Origin of the sequence: Neoroseomonas rubea (genome assembly GCF_016106015.1) — a bacterium.
Lineage (GTDB): Bacteria > Pseudomonadota > Alphaproteobacteria > Acetobacterales > Acetobacteraceae > Neoroseomonas > Neoroseomonas rubea.
This window is the reverse complement of the sequence record NZ_JACADQ010000070.1, coordinates 1-15,874: the sequence shown is the minus strand read 5'-3', so window position 1 is coordinate 15,874 and position 15,874 is coordinate 1. Positions and strand designations below refer to the sequence as shown.

Below are 15,874 nucleotides of genomic sequence, written 5' to 3'. Positions count from 1 at the left end.
CCGTCTGCTACATGTTCGAGGGCAGCTTCGTCGGCGGCATGCGCTACGTGCTGGAAATGGCGGGACGTGCGGGTGAGCCCGTCTGCCACGAAGTCGCATGCGCCGCGGCCGGGCATCCCGAATGTCGATTCCAACTGCGATGCGATCCCGTCGCTTGAAGCGGCGACGCCGCTGACTGCGGCGGGGTGACCCGGGGCCGGGCGACGCGATCGGGATCATCGACCTCGACGGGCACAGCGCGCTCGAGGCGCCGCGGTGGCTGCCATCGTCGTCACAAGCCTCCGACCCGGCTGCCGGCGGCGTTCAGACACGGGACAACCGCGCGGCAACCTCGCCGCTCAAGGCGTGATCGCGACCTTCATCACCCCGTCCCGCTGATGGCTGAAGAGCTCATAGGCCTCCACGATCTGGTCCAGCTTGAAGCGATGCGTGACCAGGGGCTTGAGATCGAGCCGACCATTCGCGACCACCTCCATCAACCGTCGCATGCGCTCCTTGCCGCCCGGGCAGAGCGTGGTGACGATGGTATGGTCGCCAAGGCCGGCCGCGAAGGCGTCGTAGGGGATGGTCAGGTCGGTCGAATAGACACCGAGGGAGGAGAGCGTCCCGCCCGGGCGCAGCACGCGCAGCGCGCCCTCGAAGGTGGACTGCGCGCCGAGCGCCTCGATCGCCACGTCGACGCCGCGCCCGTCCGTCAGGCGCATGATCTCCTGCACCGCATTGACCTTGGAGAAGTCCACCAGGTGGTCGGCGCCGAGGCGACGCGCGACGGCGAGCCGCTCGGCCACGCGGTCCACGGCGATGATGGTCGTCGCGCCCATCAGCTTCGCCCCGGCGGTCGCGCAGAGGCCGATGGGCCCCTGGGCGAAGACCGCGACCGTGTCGCCGATCTGCACCTTGCCGCTCTCGGCGCCGGAGAAGCCGGTGGACATGATGTCCGGGCACATCAGCACCTGCTCGTCCGTCAGATTCTCCGGCACCGGGGCGAGGTTCGTCATGGCGTCGGGCACCAGCACGTACTCGGCCTGGCATCCGTCGATCGTGTTGCCGAAGCGCCAGCCGCCCATCGGGCGCCATCCGTGCTTCGTGCCTGCGCCGTCCTGGCTGCACCGCCCGCAGAGGCACGCATTCGACCAGCCGGAAGGCGTGATGGCGCCCGCGATCACGCGTTGGCCTTCGCGGTAGCCTTTCACGCCCGATCCGAGGCGCTCGATCACGCCGACCGGCTCATGGCCGATCGTAAGTCCCTCGGCGACGGGATACTCCCCCTTCATGATGTGCACGTCGGTGCCGCAGATGGTGGTCGTGGTGATGCGGAGCAGCGCGTCGAGCGGACCGACCTCGGGGACGGGCTTCTCGCGCAACGCGATCCGGCCCGGTTCGACGAAGACGGTCGCCTTCATGGTCTTTGGCATCGGGATGCTCCTTCGAAATGCGGTGGTCCGGCGCGTTCAGGTCGTTCCAGGCGGGAAGGTGAGCAGGCCGGTCGACATCGGATCACGCGCCGGCATCCCGCTTCTCCCTGCTGCGGCCGGCGGCCTCGACAGGTGGGCTCGCCGCGCGGCAGGTCTCATGCGTGGCCAGGAAGGCTTCGAGGTCGCGCGGGATGACGCGCCACTCGCGCCCCAGATCGATCGCCCGGAGCTGCTGCAGCTTGATCCAGTGACGGACGCTCGCCTCCGAGACCTGAACGAGATCCGCAACTTCCTTCACGGTCAGGAATCGTCGCGTCAGCATCGCGCCACTCCGGTCTGCCGCCTTCCATGCCTGCACAGTGGCAAGGAATCCAAAGCGATCGCATTGACGTACATCAACGCCCGTTGAGCATCATCGAGTGCATCTGAGCGTGGGCGGCTCGAAGGCTGCCCCGCAGATCTCAACCTGCCGGGTGAGAAGGCGGCGATGGTCACGGGTGGCGTGAACGGCAGGCCGTTCCGCCGCGATGACCCGGCCCGCTTCGTGCGCAAGCACGCCTCTCCTGCGGCTGACGCACGGGATCCGCGTCAAACGTGAGGAGAGAGTATCGTGGCCATGACGACGATCGCGCTGCATGTGGAGCCCGGGGCCCTGGGAGCGGTGGATGCGAGCCTTGCGCTGCCGTTGGCGATCGCCGAGGCCCATGCCGCGCATGTCACGGCCCTCGTGTTCGCGGCAGGCGTGTTTCGCGACGCGTCCGGCGCGGACATGACGTCGCTGAACGAGCAGGAACTCCTCGCCCGAGAGAATGCTGTGGCCGCGCACGTGCAGGAAGTCCTGCAGGCGCGGGGCCTCCGGTTCGAGCTGCGCGGCCGCAGCAGCTTCGCCTACGGGGTCGGCGAAGTCCTCGCCGACCAGATGCGCGTCAGCGACATCGGGATCGTGTCATTCGGTCCGGGCGCGGATGTCGGCGAGCGGTTCGTCGTGTCCGCCGGCACCTTCTCGTCCGGGCGGCCGCTGCTGCTCGTGCCCTCCGGCCACGTCGCTGCCACCCATCCGACGCGCCTCGTCCTCGCGTGGGACGCCTCACCTGCGTCGGTCCGCGCGATCCATGGCGCACTCCCGTTCATCAAGCGGGCGGAAGCGGTCACCATCGTGAGTGTCACGGACGACAAGGAATTCCGGCAGGGCCAGTCGGGCGTCGAGCTGGCGCATCTGCTGGCGCGCCATGGCGCGTATGCGGCCTTCCGCCCCGTCCAGCGGGGCCGCGGCGGCGTGGGGGCTGCGATCATGGACGTCGCGCGGGAAGTCCAGGCCGACATGATGGTGATGGGCGCCGTCCGCCATGCGCCGCTGCACAACCTGGTGTTCGGCAGCGCGACGATGGACCTGCTCGACCGCGGCCCGACGCTCCCCACGCTGCTCGCCGCATAGGCCCGTCGGTCGGACGACCCGCCCGCTCGACCGGCTTCTCGCCGAGCAACGGGCGGGCGGCAACCTCTCGGGGGCAGGCGCCGTGCAACGTGGCTCGAAGTCGGCAACGGAGCGCATGACGAGCGGCGAGGACGCCGCGTGGTGCAGCCTCGCCTCCGAAGACGCGATGAGGCGCATCGTCGCGCAGCCCGAAGGCCTGACCGGGGCCGAGGTGGCGCGAAGGCTGGCGGCGCACGGGCCCAACAGGCTGCCCGAGGCCCGGACACGCGGGCCGATCCTGCGGTTCCTGGCGCACTTCCACAACGTGCTGATCTACGTGCTTCTGGGCGCGGCCGTCGTGACGGCGGCCTTGCAGCATTGGGTCGATACAGGGGTGATCCTGGCCGTCGTGCTGGCCAATGCGACCATTGGCTTCGTCCAGGAAGGCAAGGCCGAGGCCGCGATGGCGGCGATCCGGCAGATGCTTGCCCCCCGTGCCGCCGTGCTGCGCGACGGGCGACGGGTCAGCGTGGACGGCGCGGACCTCGTCCCGGGCGACATCGTGCTGCTGGAGGCGGGCGACAAGGTGCCCGCCGACCTGAGGGTGATCGAGGCGCGCGGGCTTGCGGCGCAGGAGGCGATCCTCACGGGTGAGTCGGTCCCGGTGGAGAAGACGGTCGAGCCGGTGCCCGCCGATGCCGCCTTGGGCGACCGGCGGTCCATGATGTGGTCCGGCACGCTGGTCACGCAGGGCACGGCACGGGGCGTCGTTGTCGCGACCGGAGCCCGGACCGAGATCGGGCGGATCGGCGGCCTGCTCGCCGAGGTCGAGCAACTGACGACGCCGCTCGTCGCGCAGATGGACCACTTCGCGCGCTGGCTGTCCTTCCTGATCCTGCTCGTCTCGGGCCTTCTGCTGCTCTACGGCTACTTCGTCGGGCACCACGCCTTCGGCGATCTGTTCATGCCCATCGTGGGGCTGGCGGTCGCGGCGATCCCGGAGGGCCTGCCGGCGGTGATGACCATCACGCTCGCCATCGGCGTGCAGGCGATGGCGCGGCGCCATGCGATCGTGCGTCGCCTCCCGGCGATCGAGGCGATCGGCTCGGTCTCGGTCATCTGCACCGACAAGACCGGGACGCTGACGCGCAACGAGATGGTCGTGACCGCCGCCGAGACGCCCGACGGCGCATTCGAGATCGGTGGCGAGGGCTACGCGCCGGAAGGCAGCATCGCGCCGTCGGGCGACCTGTCGCGCCTGGTGCTTGCGGCGGCGCTCTGCAACGACGCCGCGCTGCACGCCAAGGACGGGCGCTGGACGGTCGAGGGCGACCCGATGGAGGGCGCGCTGCTGGCCTTCGCCGGCAAGGTTGGCGGGGATCATGCGGCGCGGCGGCTGGACGCGATCCCCTTCGACAGCCGCCATCGCTTCATGGCCGTTCTGAGCGACGGCGCGGCGGGCCGGCTGGTCCATGTGAAGGGCGCGCCAGAGCGGGTCATGCGGATGTGCGGCGGCATCGATTACGCGCATTGGCACGACCGGGCCGATGCGATGGCGCGGCGCGGCCTGCGTGTCCTGGCGCTGGCGGAGCGATCCGAGGCCGGCGAGCGCATCGATGTTGCCGCGCTGGAAGGCGGCCTTACCTTTCTCGGCCTCCTCGGGCTGATCGACCCACCCCGGCCCGAGGCCATCGCCGCCGTGGCGGAGTGCCGGGCGGCCGGAATCCGGGTCAAGATGATCACCGGCGACCATGCCGGCACCGCCGCGGCCATCGCCGCGCAGATCGGGCTGGAGAATACCCGCCGTGTGCTGACCGGAGCCGATCTCGACAAGCTGGACGACGCACAGCTTGCTCTCGAAGTGGTCTCTGTCGACGTCTTTGCCCGCACGAGCCCGGAACACAAGTTGCGCCTGGTGACCGCGCTGCAGGCCAACGGCCTCACGGTCGCGATGACCGGCGACGGCGTCAACGACGCGCCGGCCCTCAAGCGCGCCGATGCGGGCATCTCCATGGGCCTGAAGGGTTCGGAGGCGGCGAAGCAGGCGGCCGATCTCGTGCTCGCGGACGACAACTTCGCATCCATCGCCGCCGCGGTGCGCGAGGGGCGGACGGTCTACGACAACCTCAAGAAGGTGATCAGCTGGACCCTGCCCACCAATGCGGGGGAAGCGATGGTGATCGCCCTGGCGTTGCTGGCGGGCCTGGCCCTGCCGGTCACCGCCGTGCAGATCCTCTGGATCAACCTCATCACGGCGATCACCCTCGGCCTGGCGCTGGCGTTCGAGCCGACCGAGGCGGGGACCATGGCCCGACCGCCCCGCGCGCGCACTGCGCCGATCCTCACGGGCGAACTCGTCTGGCACGTGGTGATGGTGGCGCTCCTGTTCCTGGCCGCGGTCTTCGGCGTCTTCGGCTACGCGATCGACCGGGGATACCCGCTGCCGCTGGCGCAGACGATGGCGATGAACACGCTGGTGGTGCTGGAGGTCTTCCACCTCTTCTTCATCCGCAACATCCACGGGACCTCGCTGACCTGGGACGCCGCGAAGGGGACGAAGGTCGTCTGGACCGTGGTCATCGTCATAACGGCGGCGCAGTTCGCGGTGACCTACCTGCCGCCGCTCCAGGTGCTGCTGGGCACCCAGCCCGTGCCGCTGGCCGATGGCCTGCTGATCGTCGCCGTGGGTGCGGCCTTCTTCGCGATGATCGAGATCGAAAAACAGATCAGGTTGGGGTTGAGCCCTCGCGGTACGATCCGGAATGCGTGAGCAATGGGGGAGCAGGAGCGGCCTGATCCTTGCCGCCATCGGCGCGGCCGTGGGTCTGGGTAACATCTGGCGCTTCGCCTACGTGGCCGGCGAGAATGGCGGCGGCGCGTTTCTGCTGGCTTACCTGCTGATCGTGCTGGCGCTCGGCGTGCCCCTGGTGATTGCCGAACTTGCCATCGGCAAGCGCGGCGCGGCAGACGCGGTGACGGCCTTCCAGGTGCTCGCGCCGCAATCAGTCTGGCGCCATGCCGGCTGGTTCGGCGTCGTGGGGGCCGGGCTGATCCTCAGCTACTACGCCGTCATCGCCGGATGGGCGCTGCGCTATTTCGCGGTCGCTGCCACCGGTGCCCTGTGGGACTCGGCAGCAGGCGGATTCGGCGACAGCTTCCGGCAGTTCATCGCCCATCCACTCGCGCCGCTGGGCTGGCAGTTCGTGATGATGCTCGCCGCGATGCTGGTGGTGGCTGGCGGCGTGGGGCGCGGCATCGAGCGCGTGAATCTCTGGCTGATGCCGCTGCTCGCCGTCATCGTGATCCTGCTGGCGGTCTTTGCTCTTTCGCTACCCGGCTCGGCGGGCGGGGTGTCCTTCCTGTTCGCCCCCGACTGGGCCTCCATGGCGAAGCCGAAGGTCGTCCTCGCAGCGCTGGGCCAAGCGTTCTTCTCCATCGGCGTCGGCATGGCCGTCTATGTCACCTACGGCAGCTACATGCGGCGTGAGCATAGCGTCCCGATCTCCGCGGCTGCGGTTGTCGCCGGTGACACGGCCTTCGCATTCATCGCCGGCCTGGCGATCTTCCCGGCCGTCTTCGCCATGGGCGGTGATCCAGCAGCGGGACCTGAGCTCGCCTTCATCACGTTGCCGCAGATTTTCCTCGCGATGCCCGGCGGCTGGCTGATCGGGCCGGTGTTCTTCTTCCTGCTGAGCGCAGCTGCGCTGACGTCCATGGTATCGCTGCTCGAAGTGCCGGTCGCCACCGCCATGCATCGCTTCCGCATGCATCGCGGACGAGCGGTCGCAGCGATCGGTGGGGTCATCCTGCTTGCCGGTGTGCCCTCAGCATTGAGCTTCGGTGTGCTGGATGGAACGACGCTCATGGGGGCTCCGATCCTGGATGCGACCGATCGACTGGTGTCGAATCTTCTCTTGCCCATCGCGGGGGGGGCCGTGGCGATCTTCTTCGGCTGGGTGGTGCCACGACAGGTGGGCGTGACGTTGGCAGAGCTCGGAGAGGGGCCGCTTTGGCGGACCGTGCGGTGGTTGCTCCGCTACCCGGCTCCCGCCCTGATCCTAGGCCTGATGCTCTATCCCTTGCTGGCATCTTAGCAGGTCGGCCCACCCTACGTCGAAGGTTCGTCCAGTGCGTCGGGAAGCAGCCGGCACGGGTGCCGGTTCAGATCCTAGTGCCGTGCCCGACGTCACCTCGGCGACGGCCGAGCATGTCGGCCGCCTCGATTGGCGGCAGCCCGATGGCCGCAACGTCAACCTCGACGTGCTCGGCATCGGTCCGGGTCTGCCCGCCTGGCGGCTGCCGGAGGTGGAGGCGGCGCGACCGCTGCTCGCGGCCGGCAGCTTGCGATGCTCGGGGCCGCCGCCTGCCCGTGTCGGAGCCCTCGGCGAGGCTACGCGTCCGGCTGCGATCCACGAGGGGTTCGCAGCCCGTCCAGCGCCTCCGCCCCGATCACCCACAGGATCTTCCAGCCCGCCCGGATGGTACCGGAGAGGGTTCCGGAAATCTTCGACGTCCCGATGCGACGGCGGTAGCCCACCGGCACCTCCTGCACGCGCAGACCGATGCGGGCCGCACGGACCTGCATCTCCACCGTCCAGCCCCAGGTCTCGTCGCGCATGCCGAGCCGCGCAAGTGCATCCCGCCGGATGGCGCGAAACGGGCCGAGATCGGTGTAGCGCACGCCCCAGACCAGCCGGATCAGCAGGCAGGCCAGCGCATTGCCAAAGCGCTGCTGCGGCGTGAGCGCGCCGCGCTCCACGCCAAGTCGGCGCGCGCCGATGACCAGATCCGCCTCACCTGCCTCGATCGGAGCGAGCAGCACGGCGAGGTCCTCCGGCCGGTCGGCGGCATCGGCGTCCATGAAGAGCACCGTGTCCACATCCGGCGATAGAACGGCGATGCCGGCCAGGCACGCCCGGCCATAGCCACGACGCGGCTCCGCCACCACGCGGGCGCCGAGGCGGCGTGCGATCTCGGGCGTGCCGTCGGTGCTGGCGGTGTCCACCACGATCACCTCCGCTACCCGGGGAAGAATCGCGTCAAGGACCGCCGGCAGCGCCGCAGCCTCGTTGCGGGCGGGGACGATGACGCCGATGCGCAGCCTGCCTGCCGCGGTCATCGGCGCCCCTGCTGGCGGATCGTGGATAGGCCCAGCATTAGCAACACCCCCATGCCGTGGATTGCGGCGACGCCGTGGGCGAAGACCGCCCCGAGCCCCAGCGCGTGCAGCGGGAAGAACGCGTAGTAGAGCGGCAGCAGCACCGCCGGCAGCAGCAGCGCCCGGCAGCCCAGCGCCGCGGCAAAGGGCAGGAACCAGACCGCATACCAGGGATATTGCGCGGGCGAGAGGTAGAAGGTGGCGGCCGCGACGACCAGGGCGCCGCGGAGCAGCGCAATCGGCTCGCCCGGGGCCTGACGCGCGACCGCGAGCGCGACGACCGCCCCTGCAAGACCGAGCAGTGGCCGCAGCATCTCGCCGGCGCCCGGCCCGAAGGCCGCCAGGGCCCAAGCCAGCGGGGCATTGTTGACCAGCCAGTGCTGCGCATAGGCAGCCAGCCCCGCATCGACCGCTGTGACGGTCGCGACCAGCGGCGCCAGCGTGACGCTAGCGGCGAGGCCGAAGGCAACGGCTGCCCGCCTTCGTGCGCGGGCCGGCAGCCAGCGCGCGAGCAGCGGCACGAGCAGCAGCGGCCAGACCTTCACGCCTGCCGCCAGCCCGAGCAGGCCGCCCGCCAGCGCCCCGCGCCCGCCGAGTGTCGCCAGCAGCGCTCCGAGCAGCAGCGGCGGCAGCAGCGCATCCACATGGGCGGCGTTCGTAAGCACCACCGGCAGCAGCGGGCAGCACCACCAGACGGCGGCGCGCATCACGGGCAGCCCGGCGCGCCGCAGCAACGCCGCCAGCAACAGCACGCCCGCGGCCTCCGCGCCCAGCATGACAAGGCGCAGCCCGAGCAGATCCCAGGGCGCCACCCAATGCGCCAGCAGAAAGGCGAACTGCGCGGTGCCCGGGTAGATGCTCCGCAGCCCCGCGAAGGGCAGCACGGCCCGCAGTGCCGTCCCGGCCTCGCCAAGCTCGGGCGGTACGCCGGAGGCTGGCGGCCCGGCCCAGGGCCAGATGCTATGCGCCACCAGCGCCCCGTCCCAGAGGTAGCGCAGCGCGTCGGTATCGAGGACGAGCGGGGTTGTGAACCAGCCCAGGCGCATCGCGGTGCCGAACACCAGCACGGCGCCGATCGCCGCGCGCCGCGGGGGCAGCCGCTCCAACGGGCCGATCGCCAGGAACCAGGCCACGCCGCCCAGCAGCGCCAGCGCGATGAAGGCCAGCACCTTTGGTGGTGGCGGTGCGGCCTGTTCCTCCAGCGCGGGGGCCAAGGCGACCATGCCAGCCTGGGCGCCTGCCAGCAGGGCTGCCATAGCGAGCAGGCGCGGCGCCTCACGTCGCATCGAGTCACGCCCCGTCATACGTAACCAGGAGCCAGTCCCGAGCGATCTGCGATGCAGGCCGATCCGGCCGCGCTCCTGCTGATGGACCAGACGCCATGCCGCCATCCTTTCGCACGGCCCGACGCCGCATGCTGTTGGTCGGCGCGGGCACGCTGGTCGTCTCGGCCAGTGCGGTGCTCGCCTGGCCCTGGCGGAGCGGCCTGCCTGATCCCGCCGATCCCGGCACGACGATGCAGGATGTCGAGGCCGCCGTGGCGCGGCTGCTGCCGGTGCCGGAGATCACCCCGGCGGAACTCGCCCGGCGGCTCGAGGCGGGCGAGCGCATCCAGTTGGTGGACGTGCGTGAGCCTGCCGAATACGCGCAGAGCCGGATCCCCGGCGCGCTGCGCGTGTCGCCCGGGGCCCCGGCCGGCGCGGTGCTGGCCGAGCACGGCGCGCGCATGGCCGGCGCGAACGTGGTGCTCTACTGCGCCGTCGGCTAGCGTTCGGGCCTGATGGTGCAGGGCATCCGGCAGGCGGCGGCGCAGGCGCCGGCCGCGGCGCTGCTCAACCTCCGCGGCGGTATCTTCCGATGGCATGCCGAGGCGCGTCCGCTGGAACTGGGCCCGGGCGCTGCGGGCGTGCATCCCTTCGACGGGGCCTGGGGGCGGTTGCTGGCGCGGGTGAGCGGCGGCTGAGAGCGGCGGCGTCATGTACCCGGCGGCGCGTCGTTGAGCGCCCAGTCATAGGCATCCCCGGCGATGGCGTCCCGCTCGGACAGGCGCGCGGCCAGCAGCGGGGCGGCGTAGCGGCGCAAATGGGCGACGACGCCCGCCTCGCTGCCGCCAAAGTCCTCGCGGAACCAGCTGTAGATCGAGGAGACGCGCAGCCGCCCATCCGGCATGACAGTTACGCCGCGCGGATGGTTCACGAAGGCCGCCGCCGCGGCGTCCAGCTCCCGCTCCAGCGTCGCGGCCCGCCAGGCGCGCGGCCAGATATTGGGGCAGCCGATCGAGGCGCAATTCACCGCGTAGTGCACGCGTGGGTCGCGGAAGGTCGGGCGCATCGTCTCGTGCTCGATATCGTCGAGCGACATGCGACGCCCCTCGATAGTGACAAGCCGCGTGCGCCACGGGCCGTTGAACTGGCGCGGGTCCAGCGGCACGCCGGTCGAGCGGATGTCGCGGATCGATCGCACCGGATGGCGCTCCAGCACCACCTTCAGTGTGAGCGCGTTATACAGGTTGGCCCAGTAGGCGAAGGCCTCCGCGCGCTCCATGGCCGACGGCCGGCGCGACGCTGCCTCGGCGATCCAGACATCCAGCGCGCGCATATCCGCCGCATTCGCCTTCCAGGCGCCGTAGCGCACGCGCGTCACGCCATCCGGATGGTCCACCACGTAGCGGACGAGCAGCGCGTCCAGCCCGGCGTCCGGATCGGCCGCGGCTTGGCGCGCGGGCAGAGCGGCGGTCGCGGTGAGGGCAAGGAGGGTGCGGCGAGTCGGCATGGTCGTATCCTTCAGGCCTTGGCGAAGCGCGACTTGAGCGGGATGGCGGCGAGCGAGAGCGCCGCGAGACCGAGCAGCGCGCCCAGGATCTGCGGCGTCAGCACGGCACGCGGGTCGAAGGCGCCGCCCATCGCCAGAACCTCGCCGAGACCGGCGCCGGCCAGGCTGAACACGGCCGTTCCCGGAAGGATGCCGAGCGCGGTGGTGACGACGTAGGTGGACAGCCGGACACCGACGAAGGCGGGCACAAGGTTCACCAGGAAGAAGGGGAACAGCGGCACGAGCCGCAGCACCAGCAGGTAGGAGGCGGCGTTGCGCCTGATGCCATCGCCGAGCGCACGCGCCTTGGGCCCCAGCCGATCCAGGGTATCCGCACCGAACAGGCGCTGCGCGAACAGGAAGACCAGCGTCGCGCCGATCGTCGCGCCGACCACGGTCAGCGCCGTGCCGCCTACCGCGCTGAACAGGAAGCCGCCGGCCAGGGTGAGGAAGACCGCCCCGGGGAAGGAGAAGGCGACGGCGGCGGTGTAGAGGCCGACATAGGCCAGCCCCGCCAGCAGCAGGTTCGCCGCCACGCAGGCGCCGAGCGCCTCCCGGTGCGCCGCGAGCGTCGCGAGCGAGAGGTGGTCGGTGAGCCCCGTGGCGCGCAGCGCCACAATCAGGCTAATCACGCCAAGGCCGATCCATAGGCGGCGGTCGCGCAGCACGCGGGCGAAGGTCATTTTGCGTTCCCCTCAGGGCAGCAGGCGCTGGACGAGGCCGACCAGGCGGCGCGTCCGAGGCCCGAACAAGGTCGGCGTGTAGAAGCTTCCCGCGGCGCGCTTCGAGGTTTCCGACATGGTCGGGTAGGGCGCTAGCGAGGACGCGATGGCGCCGATCTTGAGGCCCTGCTGGATCGCGAGGCCCCACACCCCGATCATCTCGCCCGCGCGGGGTGCCACGATGGTGGCGCCAAGGATCCGGCCACGGCGGCCGAGCACCACCTTCGCCAGGCCTTCCGTCCTACCCTCGGCCTGGGCGCGGTCGTTGCCCGACAGCGGCTGCGACAGTGTCGAGACCTCGTGCCCCGCCTCGCGCGCAGCGGCCTCGGTCAGGCCGACATGCGCAAGCTCCGGGTCGGCATAGGTGACCCAGGGCAGTGCCGCGTAGTCCACCTTCGCCGGCAGGCCGAACAGCGCATTCCGGATGACGATGCCGGCGTGGTAGCCGGCGATGTGGGTGAATTGCGGCCCGCCGGCGACATCGCCGATCGCGAAGACGCGGCGGTTGCTGCTGCGCAGCCGCGCATCCACCGTGATGCCACGCGGCGTGGCCTCGATGCCGGCCGTCTCAAGCCCAAGGCCCGCGGTGTTCGGCCGACGCCCCGCAGCAACCAGCAGGTGCGTCCCGCGCACTACCGGCGCATCGGCGCCGCGAAGCTCGAGCTGCACGCCGTTGTCGGCACGGCGCGCGCCGAGCACCTCGGCGCCCTCGTGCAGCGCGATGCCTTCATGCAGGAGCGCGGTGCGCAGGATTGCGACGGCCTCGGGTTCGTCCTTCGGCAGGATCGCGGCCCGCTCCACCAGCGTCACGGCGGCGCCGAGGCGGCGGAAGGCCTGCGCCATTTCCACCCCGATCGGCCCGCCACCCAGCACGAGCAGGTGATCCGGCCGCTCGGTCAGCCCGAAGATGGTCTCGTTGGTGAGGTAGGGAACCTCACCGAGGCCAGGCACGGGCGGGAGGGCGGCAGCAGAACCGGTGGCGACCACGAAGCGCCGTGCACGGATGCGCTGGCCCGCCGCCTCGACCTCCTGCGGGCCGGTAAAGCGCGCGGCGCCCTGGATGACCGTGACGCCCAGGCCTTCGAAGCGCTCGATGCTGTCATGCGGGGCGATGGCGGCGATGACGCCGTGCACATGCGCATGCACCTTGGCGAAGTCGATCGTGGGTTCGTGTCCGTTCACGCCGAAGCGGGCGCTGCTGCGAACCTCCTGCGCCGCGTGCGCCGCGGCCAGCAGCGCCTTGGACGGGACGCAGCCCGTGTTCAGGCAGTCGCCGCCCATCAGGTGCTTCTCGACCAGGACGACCGAAGCCCCCATCTGCACCGCGCCCGCCGCCACCGAGAGGCCGCCAGAGCCTGCGCCGATGATACAAAGATCGGAATGAAGCACCCCGTCGTGCAGCCGGGGGCGGCGCGCACCAAGTCCGGGGGTCGCCCCTGTCGCATCCATTGTGGCTCGGCCTCTTTCGGTTCCGCATGCCATTCGACGGATGCACCGGCGAGGTTACGGGGCTACCGCCTGCGCTTCCGTCCAAGCGGCCAAGAAGGCGCGCGTGTGGTGCGCAGGGCCGCTCGCGACCGCAGCGCCGAAGCCTGTTGCTTGCCCGGAGAGTTCAGCATGTAGCCACAGGAAGTCCTGGGGTTCATCGACGTCGTACCACGTCGGCAGCATCACGACGGGCAGGCCGATTTCATCCGCGCGCCGCAGTGTGCAGGCGAGCACCTCCGGCGTGCTCCACGCGATGTCCTCGAACAGCCTTGGGTGGGGGCGCTTCAGTCCAACGAGGTAGTAGCCGCCGTCGCGCGCCGGACCCAGGACGGCGCGGTCACCGGGCTCGCGCAGCGCGGCAATCGCCCGCTCGACGAAATCAGCCGGCAAGGTCGGGCTGTCCCCGTTCACCATGATCGCGCAGTCATGTCCGTGGGCCAGGAAGGCCGCTGTGCTCACCTGCAGCACAGAACCCACGGATGCCGCCTGGCGCGGCACCAACGTCCACGGCGGCGGCAGGAGCGCGCGCAGTTCCGCCTCCGATCCGGCCGGGCTGAAAAGCGCATAGAGTTGCCGGCCAAGCGGCTCGGGAACGGCTTCCAGGGCCGCAGCGACGTCGCGGATGAAGCAGGCGGAGAGGCGTTGCGCCATTTCCGCCCCGAGCAGCGGCCGGAGGCGCGACTTGCCTCCGCCCGCACCAGGCGTCTTGCAAACGATCGAAACGGCTGCGCCCAGACTCATCAGAGTTACATCGTCATTTCTGGCATCGTTCCTACGTCGGCGAGGTCCAGAAGGTTACGTGGTCGTCGGGGAGGAGATCCTCGCTCCAGTGTATTCAACGCCTTGCCGCGGTCGCGCACGTCTACGCCGCCGCCGTGTTCGACCTTCGTGGTGGGCCAGAGAATTTCAGTTCCCCGTTCCCACCGCTGCAGGGAGTGCGCCGGGATTCGAACCGTCGCCGATTGGAGGTGCCGGATCCCCAGCACAGCGCCCCCTTCGGCGACGCAATCTGATGGACCTCGTTCTTGGCAGGAGCTTGATCGAGACTCGTGACGGCGGCTTCGACATCCGATTCGAGCATTCGGAATCCAAGGCCAAGCAACGCATCGAACTTCCACTGCCGCAGCGGCTGATCGACCCAATGCGCCGCTACCTCGCGACGTTCCGGCCCGTTCTTGTGGCTCGCAGTCAGGATTGCGGGGCGCTTTGGGTCGCAGCGAGAACCGGCGGCCCACTCTCCGCGCACCGGCTTCACCGACCTGCTGCGAGACGCGGAGCGTGGCGAGTTCGATGTGGTGGTGTGCGAGGCGCTCGATCGGCTCGGGCGCAAGCTTGCGGACGTGGCAGCGCTGTATGATCGCCTCGCCTTCCGGCGGGTGGTGCTGCACACCGTGTCAGAGGGACGCATCAGCGAACTCCACATCGGCCTGCTCGGCACGATGGCGCAGAAGTTCCTCTCGGATCTGCGGGACAAAACCTGGCGCGGCCAGCTCGGCCGTGTGCGGGCTGGACGGATCCCCGGCGGTCTCGCCTTCGGCTACGGCGTCGTGCCGCCGGCGGCGGGCAGCAGCGAGGGGGGCGCGCGCTGCATCCTGCCGGATCAGGCAGAGGTCGTCCGCCGGATCTTTCGCGACTACGCCGCCGGCACGTCGCCGCGTCAGATCGCGAAAGCGCTGAACGCTGAGGGCATTCCGGGACCAGGCGGTCGCAGTTGGGTCGACACCACGATTCGCGGCCATGAGGAGCGCGGCACCGGCATCCTGAACAACCCGATCTATGTTGGCCGTCTCGTGTGGAACCGCACTGGCTTCGAGAAAGACCCGCGCACCGGCCGGCGCGTCGTCCGGCTCAAAGATGCCAGCGAGCACGAGATGCGCGAGGTGCCGGAACTGCGCATCATCGACGACGAATTGTGGGAGCGTGTCCGGGCCCGGCGCACGAGTCTGGCAACGGAGGTGGCGCGGACCGACACCACCAACCGGCTGAACGGGAGCCATCGGCGCCGTTTCCTGCTGAGCGGGCTGCTGACCTGCGGCTGCTGCGGCGGCGGGTATACCGTCGTCGGGCTCGACCGCTATGGCTGCGCGACCCGCCGCGGCCGCGGCACCTGCGACAACGCCAAGACCATCAGCCGGCAGCGGATCGAGGCGCGCGTGCTGGCGGGCCTCAAGGATCGCTTGCTCGCGCCCGATATGGTTGCGGAGGCCCTCGCAGCTCTCGAGGCCGAGAGCGCCGCTGCACGGCGCGAGGCCCGTGCAGCAGCGTCAGGCCGACGCCGGGAGTTAGACGAGGTCGAACGCAAGCTGGCCGGCGTGATCCGGGCGATCGAGGACGGCGCCTGGAGTGAGGCACTTAAGGCGCGCTTGGCCGCGCTCGAGGGGCGCAAGGTGCGTCTTCTGGAGGATCTCGCGGCCGCAGATCGCGCGGAGGGACCAGAGATCCGGATCCACCCCGGCCTGATCGATCGGTACCGCGACCAGGTCGCGCACCTCGAGGAGGCGCTGCTCGACGCGTCGATCCGTGGGGAGGCCGAGGAGGCGCTGCGTTCACTGATCGAGCGGGTGGTGCTGCGTCCGGATCCGACGGCGAGCGACGGTCTCTCGGCCGAGATCCACGGGGACCTGGCGGTGATCCTGCGGGTTGGCGAGGCCGAGACGCGGCCTGGTGATGCGCCCGGTGTGGTTGGCTCCGGGCATAAGAAAACCCCCGGAACATCTGTTCTCGGGGGTCTACTGTCAGTGGATGCGGGGACAGGATTTGAACCTGTGACCTTCAGGTTATGAGCCTGACGAGCTACCGGGCTGCTCCACCCCGCGTTGATGTTGTTGTGTTTGAGGATCCGGCCTGGTGGCCCGGCGGCGACCGA

14 protein-coding genes, 1 tRNA gene and 1 pseudogene are annotated in these 15,874 nt (G+C 70.3%); 6 read left to right on the top strand and 10 right to left on the bottom strand.

Annotated elements, in window-relative coordinates; all coding sequences use genetic code 11:
* Positions 1-338: 338 nt before the first annotated feature.
* Positions 339-1,415 carry an NAD(P)-dependent alcohol dehydrogenase gene (locus HW577_RS09820; protein ID WP_232474812.1) on the bottom strand — a complete coding sequence of 359 codons (1,077 nt, stop codon included), beginning with the start codon at positions 1,413-1,415 and terminating at the stop codon, positions 339-341.
* Between the two features lie 82 nt (positions 1,416-1,497).
* Positions 1,498-1,737, bottom strand: a complete 240-nt coding sequence (locus HW577_RS09815) for a helix-turn-helix domain-containing protein (protein WP_198375960.1) — start codon at positions 1,735-1,737, stop codon at positions 1,498-1,500.
* A gap of 294 nt (positions 1,738-2,031) precedes the next feature.
* Here HW577_RS09815 and HW577_RS09810 point away from each other — a divergent pair, with 294 nt between their 5' ends.
* From HW577_RS09810 to HW577_RS09800, 3 genes are all read left to right on the top strand, one after another.
* Entirely contained in the window at positions 2,032-2,850 is an 819-nt protein-coding gene (locus HW577_RS09810) for a universal stress protein (RefSeq protein ID WP_232474813.1), read from the top strand.
* 115 nt (positions 2,851-2,965) lie between these two features.
* Positions 2,966-5,599 (top strand): HAD-IC family P-type ATPase, encoded by a 2,634-nt coding sequence (locus HW577_RS09805; protein WP_198375958.1) that lies wholly within the window; start codon positions 2,966-2,968, stop codon positions 5,597-5,599.
* Positions 5,592-6,923 (top strand): sodium-dependent transporter, encoded by a 1,332-nt coding sequence (locus HW577_RS09800; RefSeq protein WP_198375957.1) that lies wholly within the window; start codon positions 5,592-5,594, stop codon positions 6,921-6,923. The genes HW577_RS09805 and HW577_RS09800 overlap by 8 nt, the downstream gene beginning before the upstream one ends.
* 296 nt (positions 6,924-7,219) lie before the next feature.
* Here the strand turns inward: HW577_RS09800 and HW577_RS09795 are convergent, their stop codons facing one another.
* Positions 7,220-7,948: a glycosyltransferase family 2 protein gene (locus HW577_RS09795; RefSeq protein ID WP_198375956.1), complete on the bottom strand. Its 729-nt coding sequence runs from the start codon at positions 7,946-7,948 to the stop codon at positions 7,220-7,222.
* The gene (locus HW577_RS09790) at positions 7,945-9,210 is read right to left on the bottom strand and encodes a hypothetical protein (RefSeq protein WP_232474811.1); all 1,266 of its coding nucleotides are present in this window, start codon (positions 9,208-9,210) and stop codon (positions 7,945-7,947) included. The genes HW577_RS09795 and HW577_RS09790 overlap by 4 nt, the downstream gene beginning before the upstream one ends.
* Before the next feature lie 191 nt (positions 9,211-9,401).
* On the opposite strand from HW577_RS09790, the gene HW577_RS09785 reads away from it, so the two are divergent.
* Both HW577_RS09785 and HW577_RS09780 read left to right on the top strand, forming a co-directional pair.
* A complete protein-coding gene (locus tag HW577_RS09785; protein WP_198375954.1) occupies positions 9,402-9,755 on the top strand; it encodes a rhodanese-like domain-containing protein in 354 nt (117 codons plus the stop codon).
* A 12-nt stretch (positions 9,756-9,767) separates the two neighbouring features.
* The gene (locus HW577_RS09780; protein ID WP_198375953.1) at positions 9,768-9,950 is read left to right on the top strand and encodes a hypothetical protein; all 183 of its coding nucleotides are present in this window, start codon (positions 9,768-9,770) and stop codon (positions 9,948-9,950) included.
* A gap of 11 nt (positions 9,951-9,961) precedes the next feature.
* On the opposite strand, the gene HW577_RS09775 is transcribed toward HW577_RS09780, so the two are convergent.
* The 4 genes from HW577_RS09775 to HW577_RS09760 form a co-directional block, all read right to left on the bottom strand.
* The gene (locus HW577_RS09775; RefSeq protein WP_198375952.1) at positions 9,962-10,759 is read right to left on the bottom strand and encodes a DUF547 domain-containing protein; all 798 of its coding nucleotides are present in this window, start codon (positions 10,757-10,759) and stop codon (positions 9,962-9,964) included.
* An 11-nt stretch (positions 10,760-10,770) separates the two neighbouring features.
* Positions 10,771-11,481: a TVP38/TMEM64 family protein gene (locus tag HW577_RS09770; protein ID WP_198375951.1), complete on the bottom strand. Its 711-nt coding sequence runs from the start codon at positions 11,479-11,481 to the stop codon at positions 10,771-10,773.
* A gap of 12 nt (positions 11,482-11,493) precedes the next feature.
* Entirely contained in the window at positions 11,494-12,909 is a 1,416-nt protein-coding gene (locus tag HW577_RS09765; RefSeq protein WP_419956581.1) for a dihydrolipoyl dehydrogenase family protein, read from the bottom strand.
* Between the two features lie 114 nt (positions 12,910-13,023).
* Positions 13,024-13,749, bottom strand: coding sequence for a TIGR04282 family arsenosugar biosynthesis glycosyltransferase (locus tag HW577_RS09760; RefSeq protein ID WP_198375949.1), 726 nt, complete (start codon positions 13,747-13,749; stop codon positions 13,024-13,026).
* Positions 13,750-14,300: 551 nt separating this feature from the next.
* Between HW577_RS09760 and HW577_RS27135 the strand changes: the two are divergent.
* Positions 14,301-15,164, top strand: a pseudogene (locus HW577_RS27135) (recombinase family protein); the annotation flags it as partial.
* Between the two features lie 126 nt (positions 15,165-15,290).
* Here the strand turns inward: HW577_RS27135 and HW577_RS26465 are convergent.
* The gene (locus HW577_RS26465; protein ID WP_232474809.1) at positions 15,291-15,497 is read right to left on the bottom strand and encodes a hypothetical protein; all 207 of its coding nucleotides are present in this window, start codon (positions 15,495-15,497) and stop codon (positions 15,291-15,293) included.
* 250 nt (positions 15,498-15,747) lie between these two features.
* Positions 15,748-15,824 (bottom strand) — tRNA-Met (locus HW577_RS09745).
* Positions 15,825-15,874: the final 50 nt, after the last annotated feature.

What these genes read in the sequence shown, in the direction of transcription:
- HW577_RS09810 (WP_232474813.1), top strand. Translation starts at nt 2,032, where the DNA reads ATGACGACGATCGCGCTGCATGTGGAGCCCGGGGCCCTGGGAGCGGTG.
- HW577_RS09780 (WP_198375953.1), top strand. Translation starts at nt 9,768, where the DNA reads ATGGTGCAGGGCATCCGGCAGGCGGCGGCGCAGGCGCCGGCCGCGGCG.
- HW577_RS09775 (WP_198375952.1), bottom strand. Translation starts at nt 10,759, where the DNA reads ATGCCGACTCGCCGCACCCTCCTTGCCCTCACCGCGACCGCCGCTCTG.
- HW577_RS09820 (WP_232474812.1), bottom strand. Translation starts at nt 1,415, where the DNA reads ATGCCAAAGACCATGAAGGCGACCGTCTTCGTCGAACCGGGCCGGATC.
- HW577_RS09785 (WP_198375954.1), top strand. Translation starts at nt 9,402, where the DNA reads ATGCTGTTGGTCGGCGCGGGCACGCTGGTCGTCTCGGCCAGTGCGGTG.
- HW577_RS09790 (WP_232474811.1), bottom strand. Translation starts at nt 9,210, where the DNA reads ATGGTCGCCTTGGCCCCCGCGCTGGAGGAACAGGCCGCACCGCCACCA.
- HW577_RS09760 (WP_198375949.1), bottom strand. Translation starts at nt 13,749, where the DNA reads ATGAGTCTGGGCGCAGCCGTTTCGATCGTTTGCAAGACGCCTGGTGCG.
- HW577_RS09815 (WP_198375960.1), bottom strand. Translation starts at nt 1,737, where the DNA reads ATGCTGACGCGACGATTCCTGACCGTGAAGGAAGTTGCGGATCTCGTT.
- HW577_RS09800 (WP_198375957.1), top strand. Translation starts at nt 5,592, where the DNA reads ATGCGTGAGCAATGGGGGAGCAGGAGCGGCCTGATCCTTGCCGCCATC.
- HW577_RS09805 (WP_198375958.1), top strand. Translation starts at nt 2,966, where the DNA reads ATGACGAGCGGCGAGGACGCCGCGTGGTGCAGCCTCGCCTCCGAAGAC.
- HW577_RS09795 (WP_198375956.1), bottom strand. Translation starts at nt 7,948, where the DNA reads ATGACCGCGGCAGGCAGGCTGCGCATCGGCGTCATCGTCCCCGCCCGC.
- HW577_RS09770 (WP_198375951.1), bottom strand. Translation starts at nt 11,481, where the DNA reads ATGACCTTCGCCCGCGTGCTGCGCGACCGCCGCCTATGGATCGGCCTT.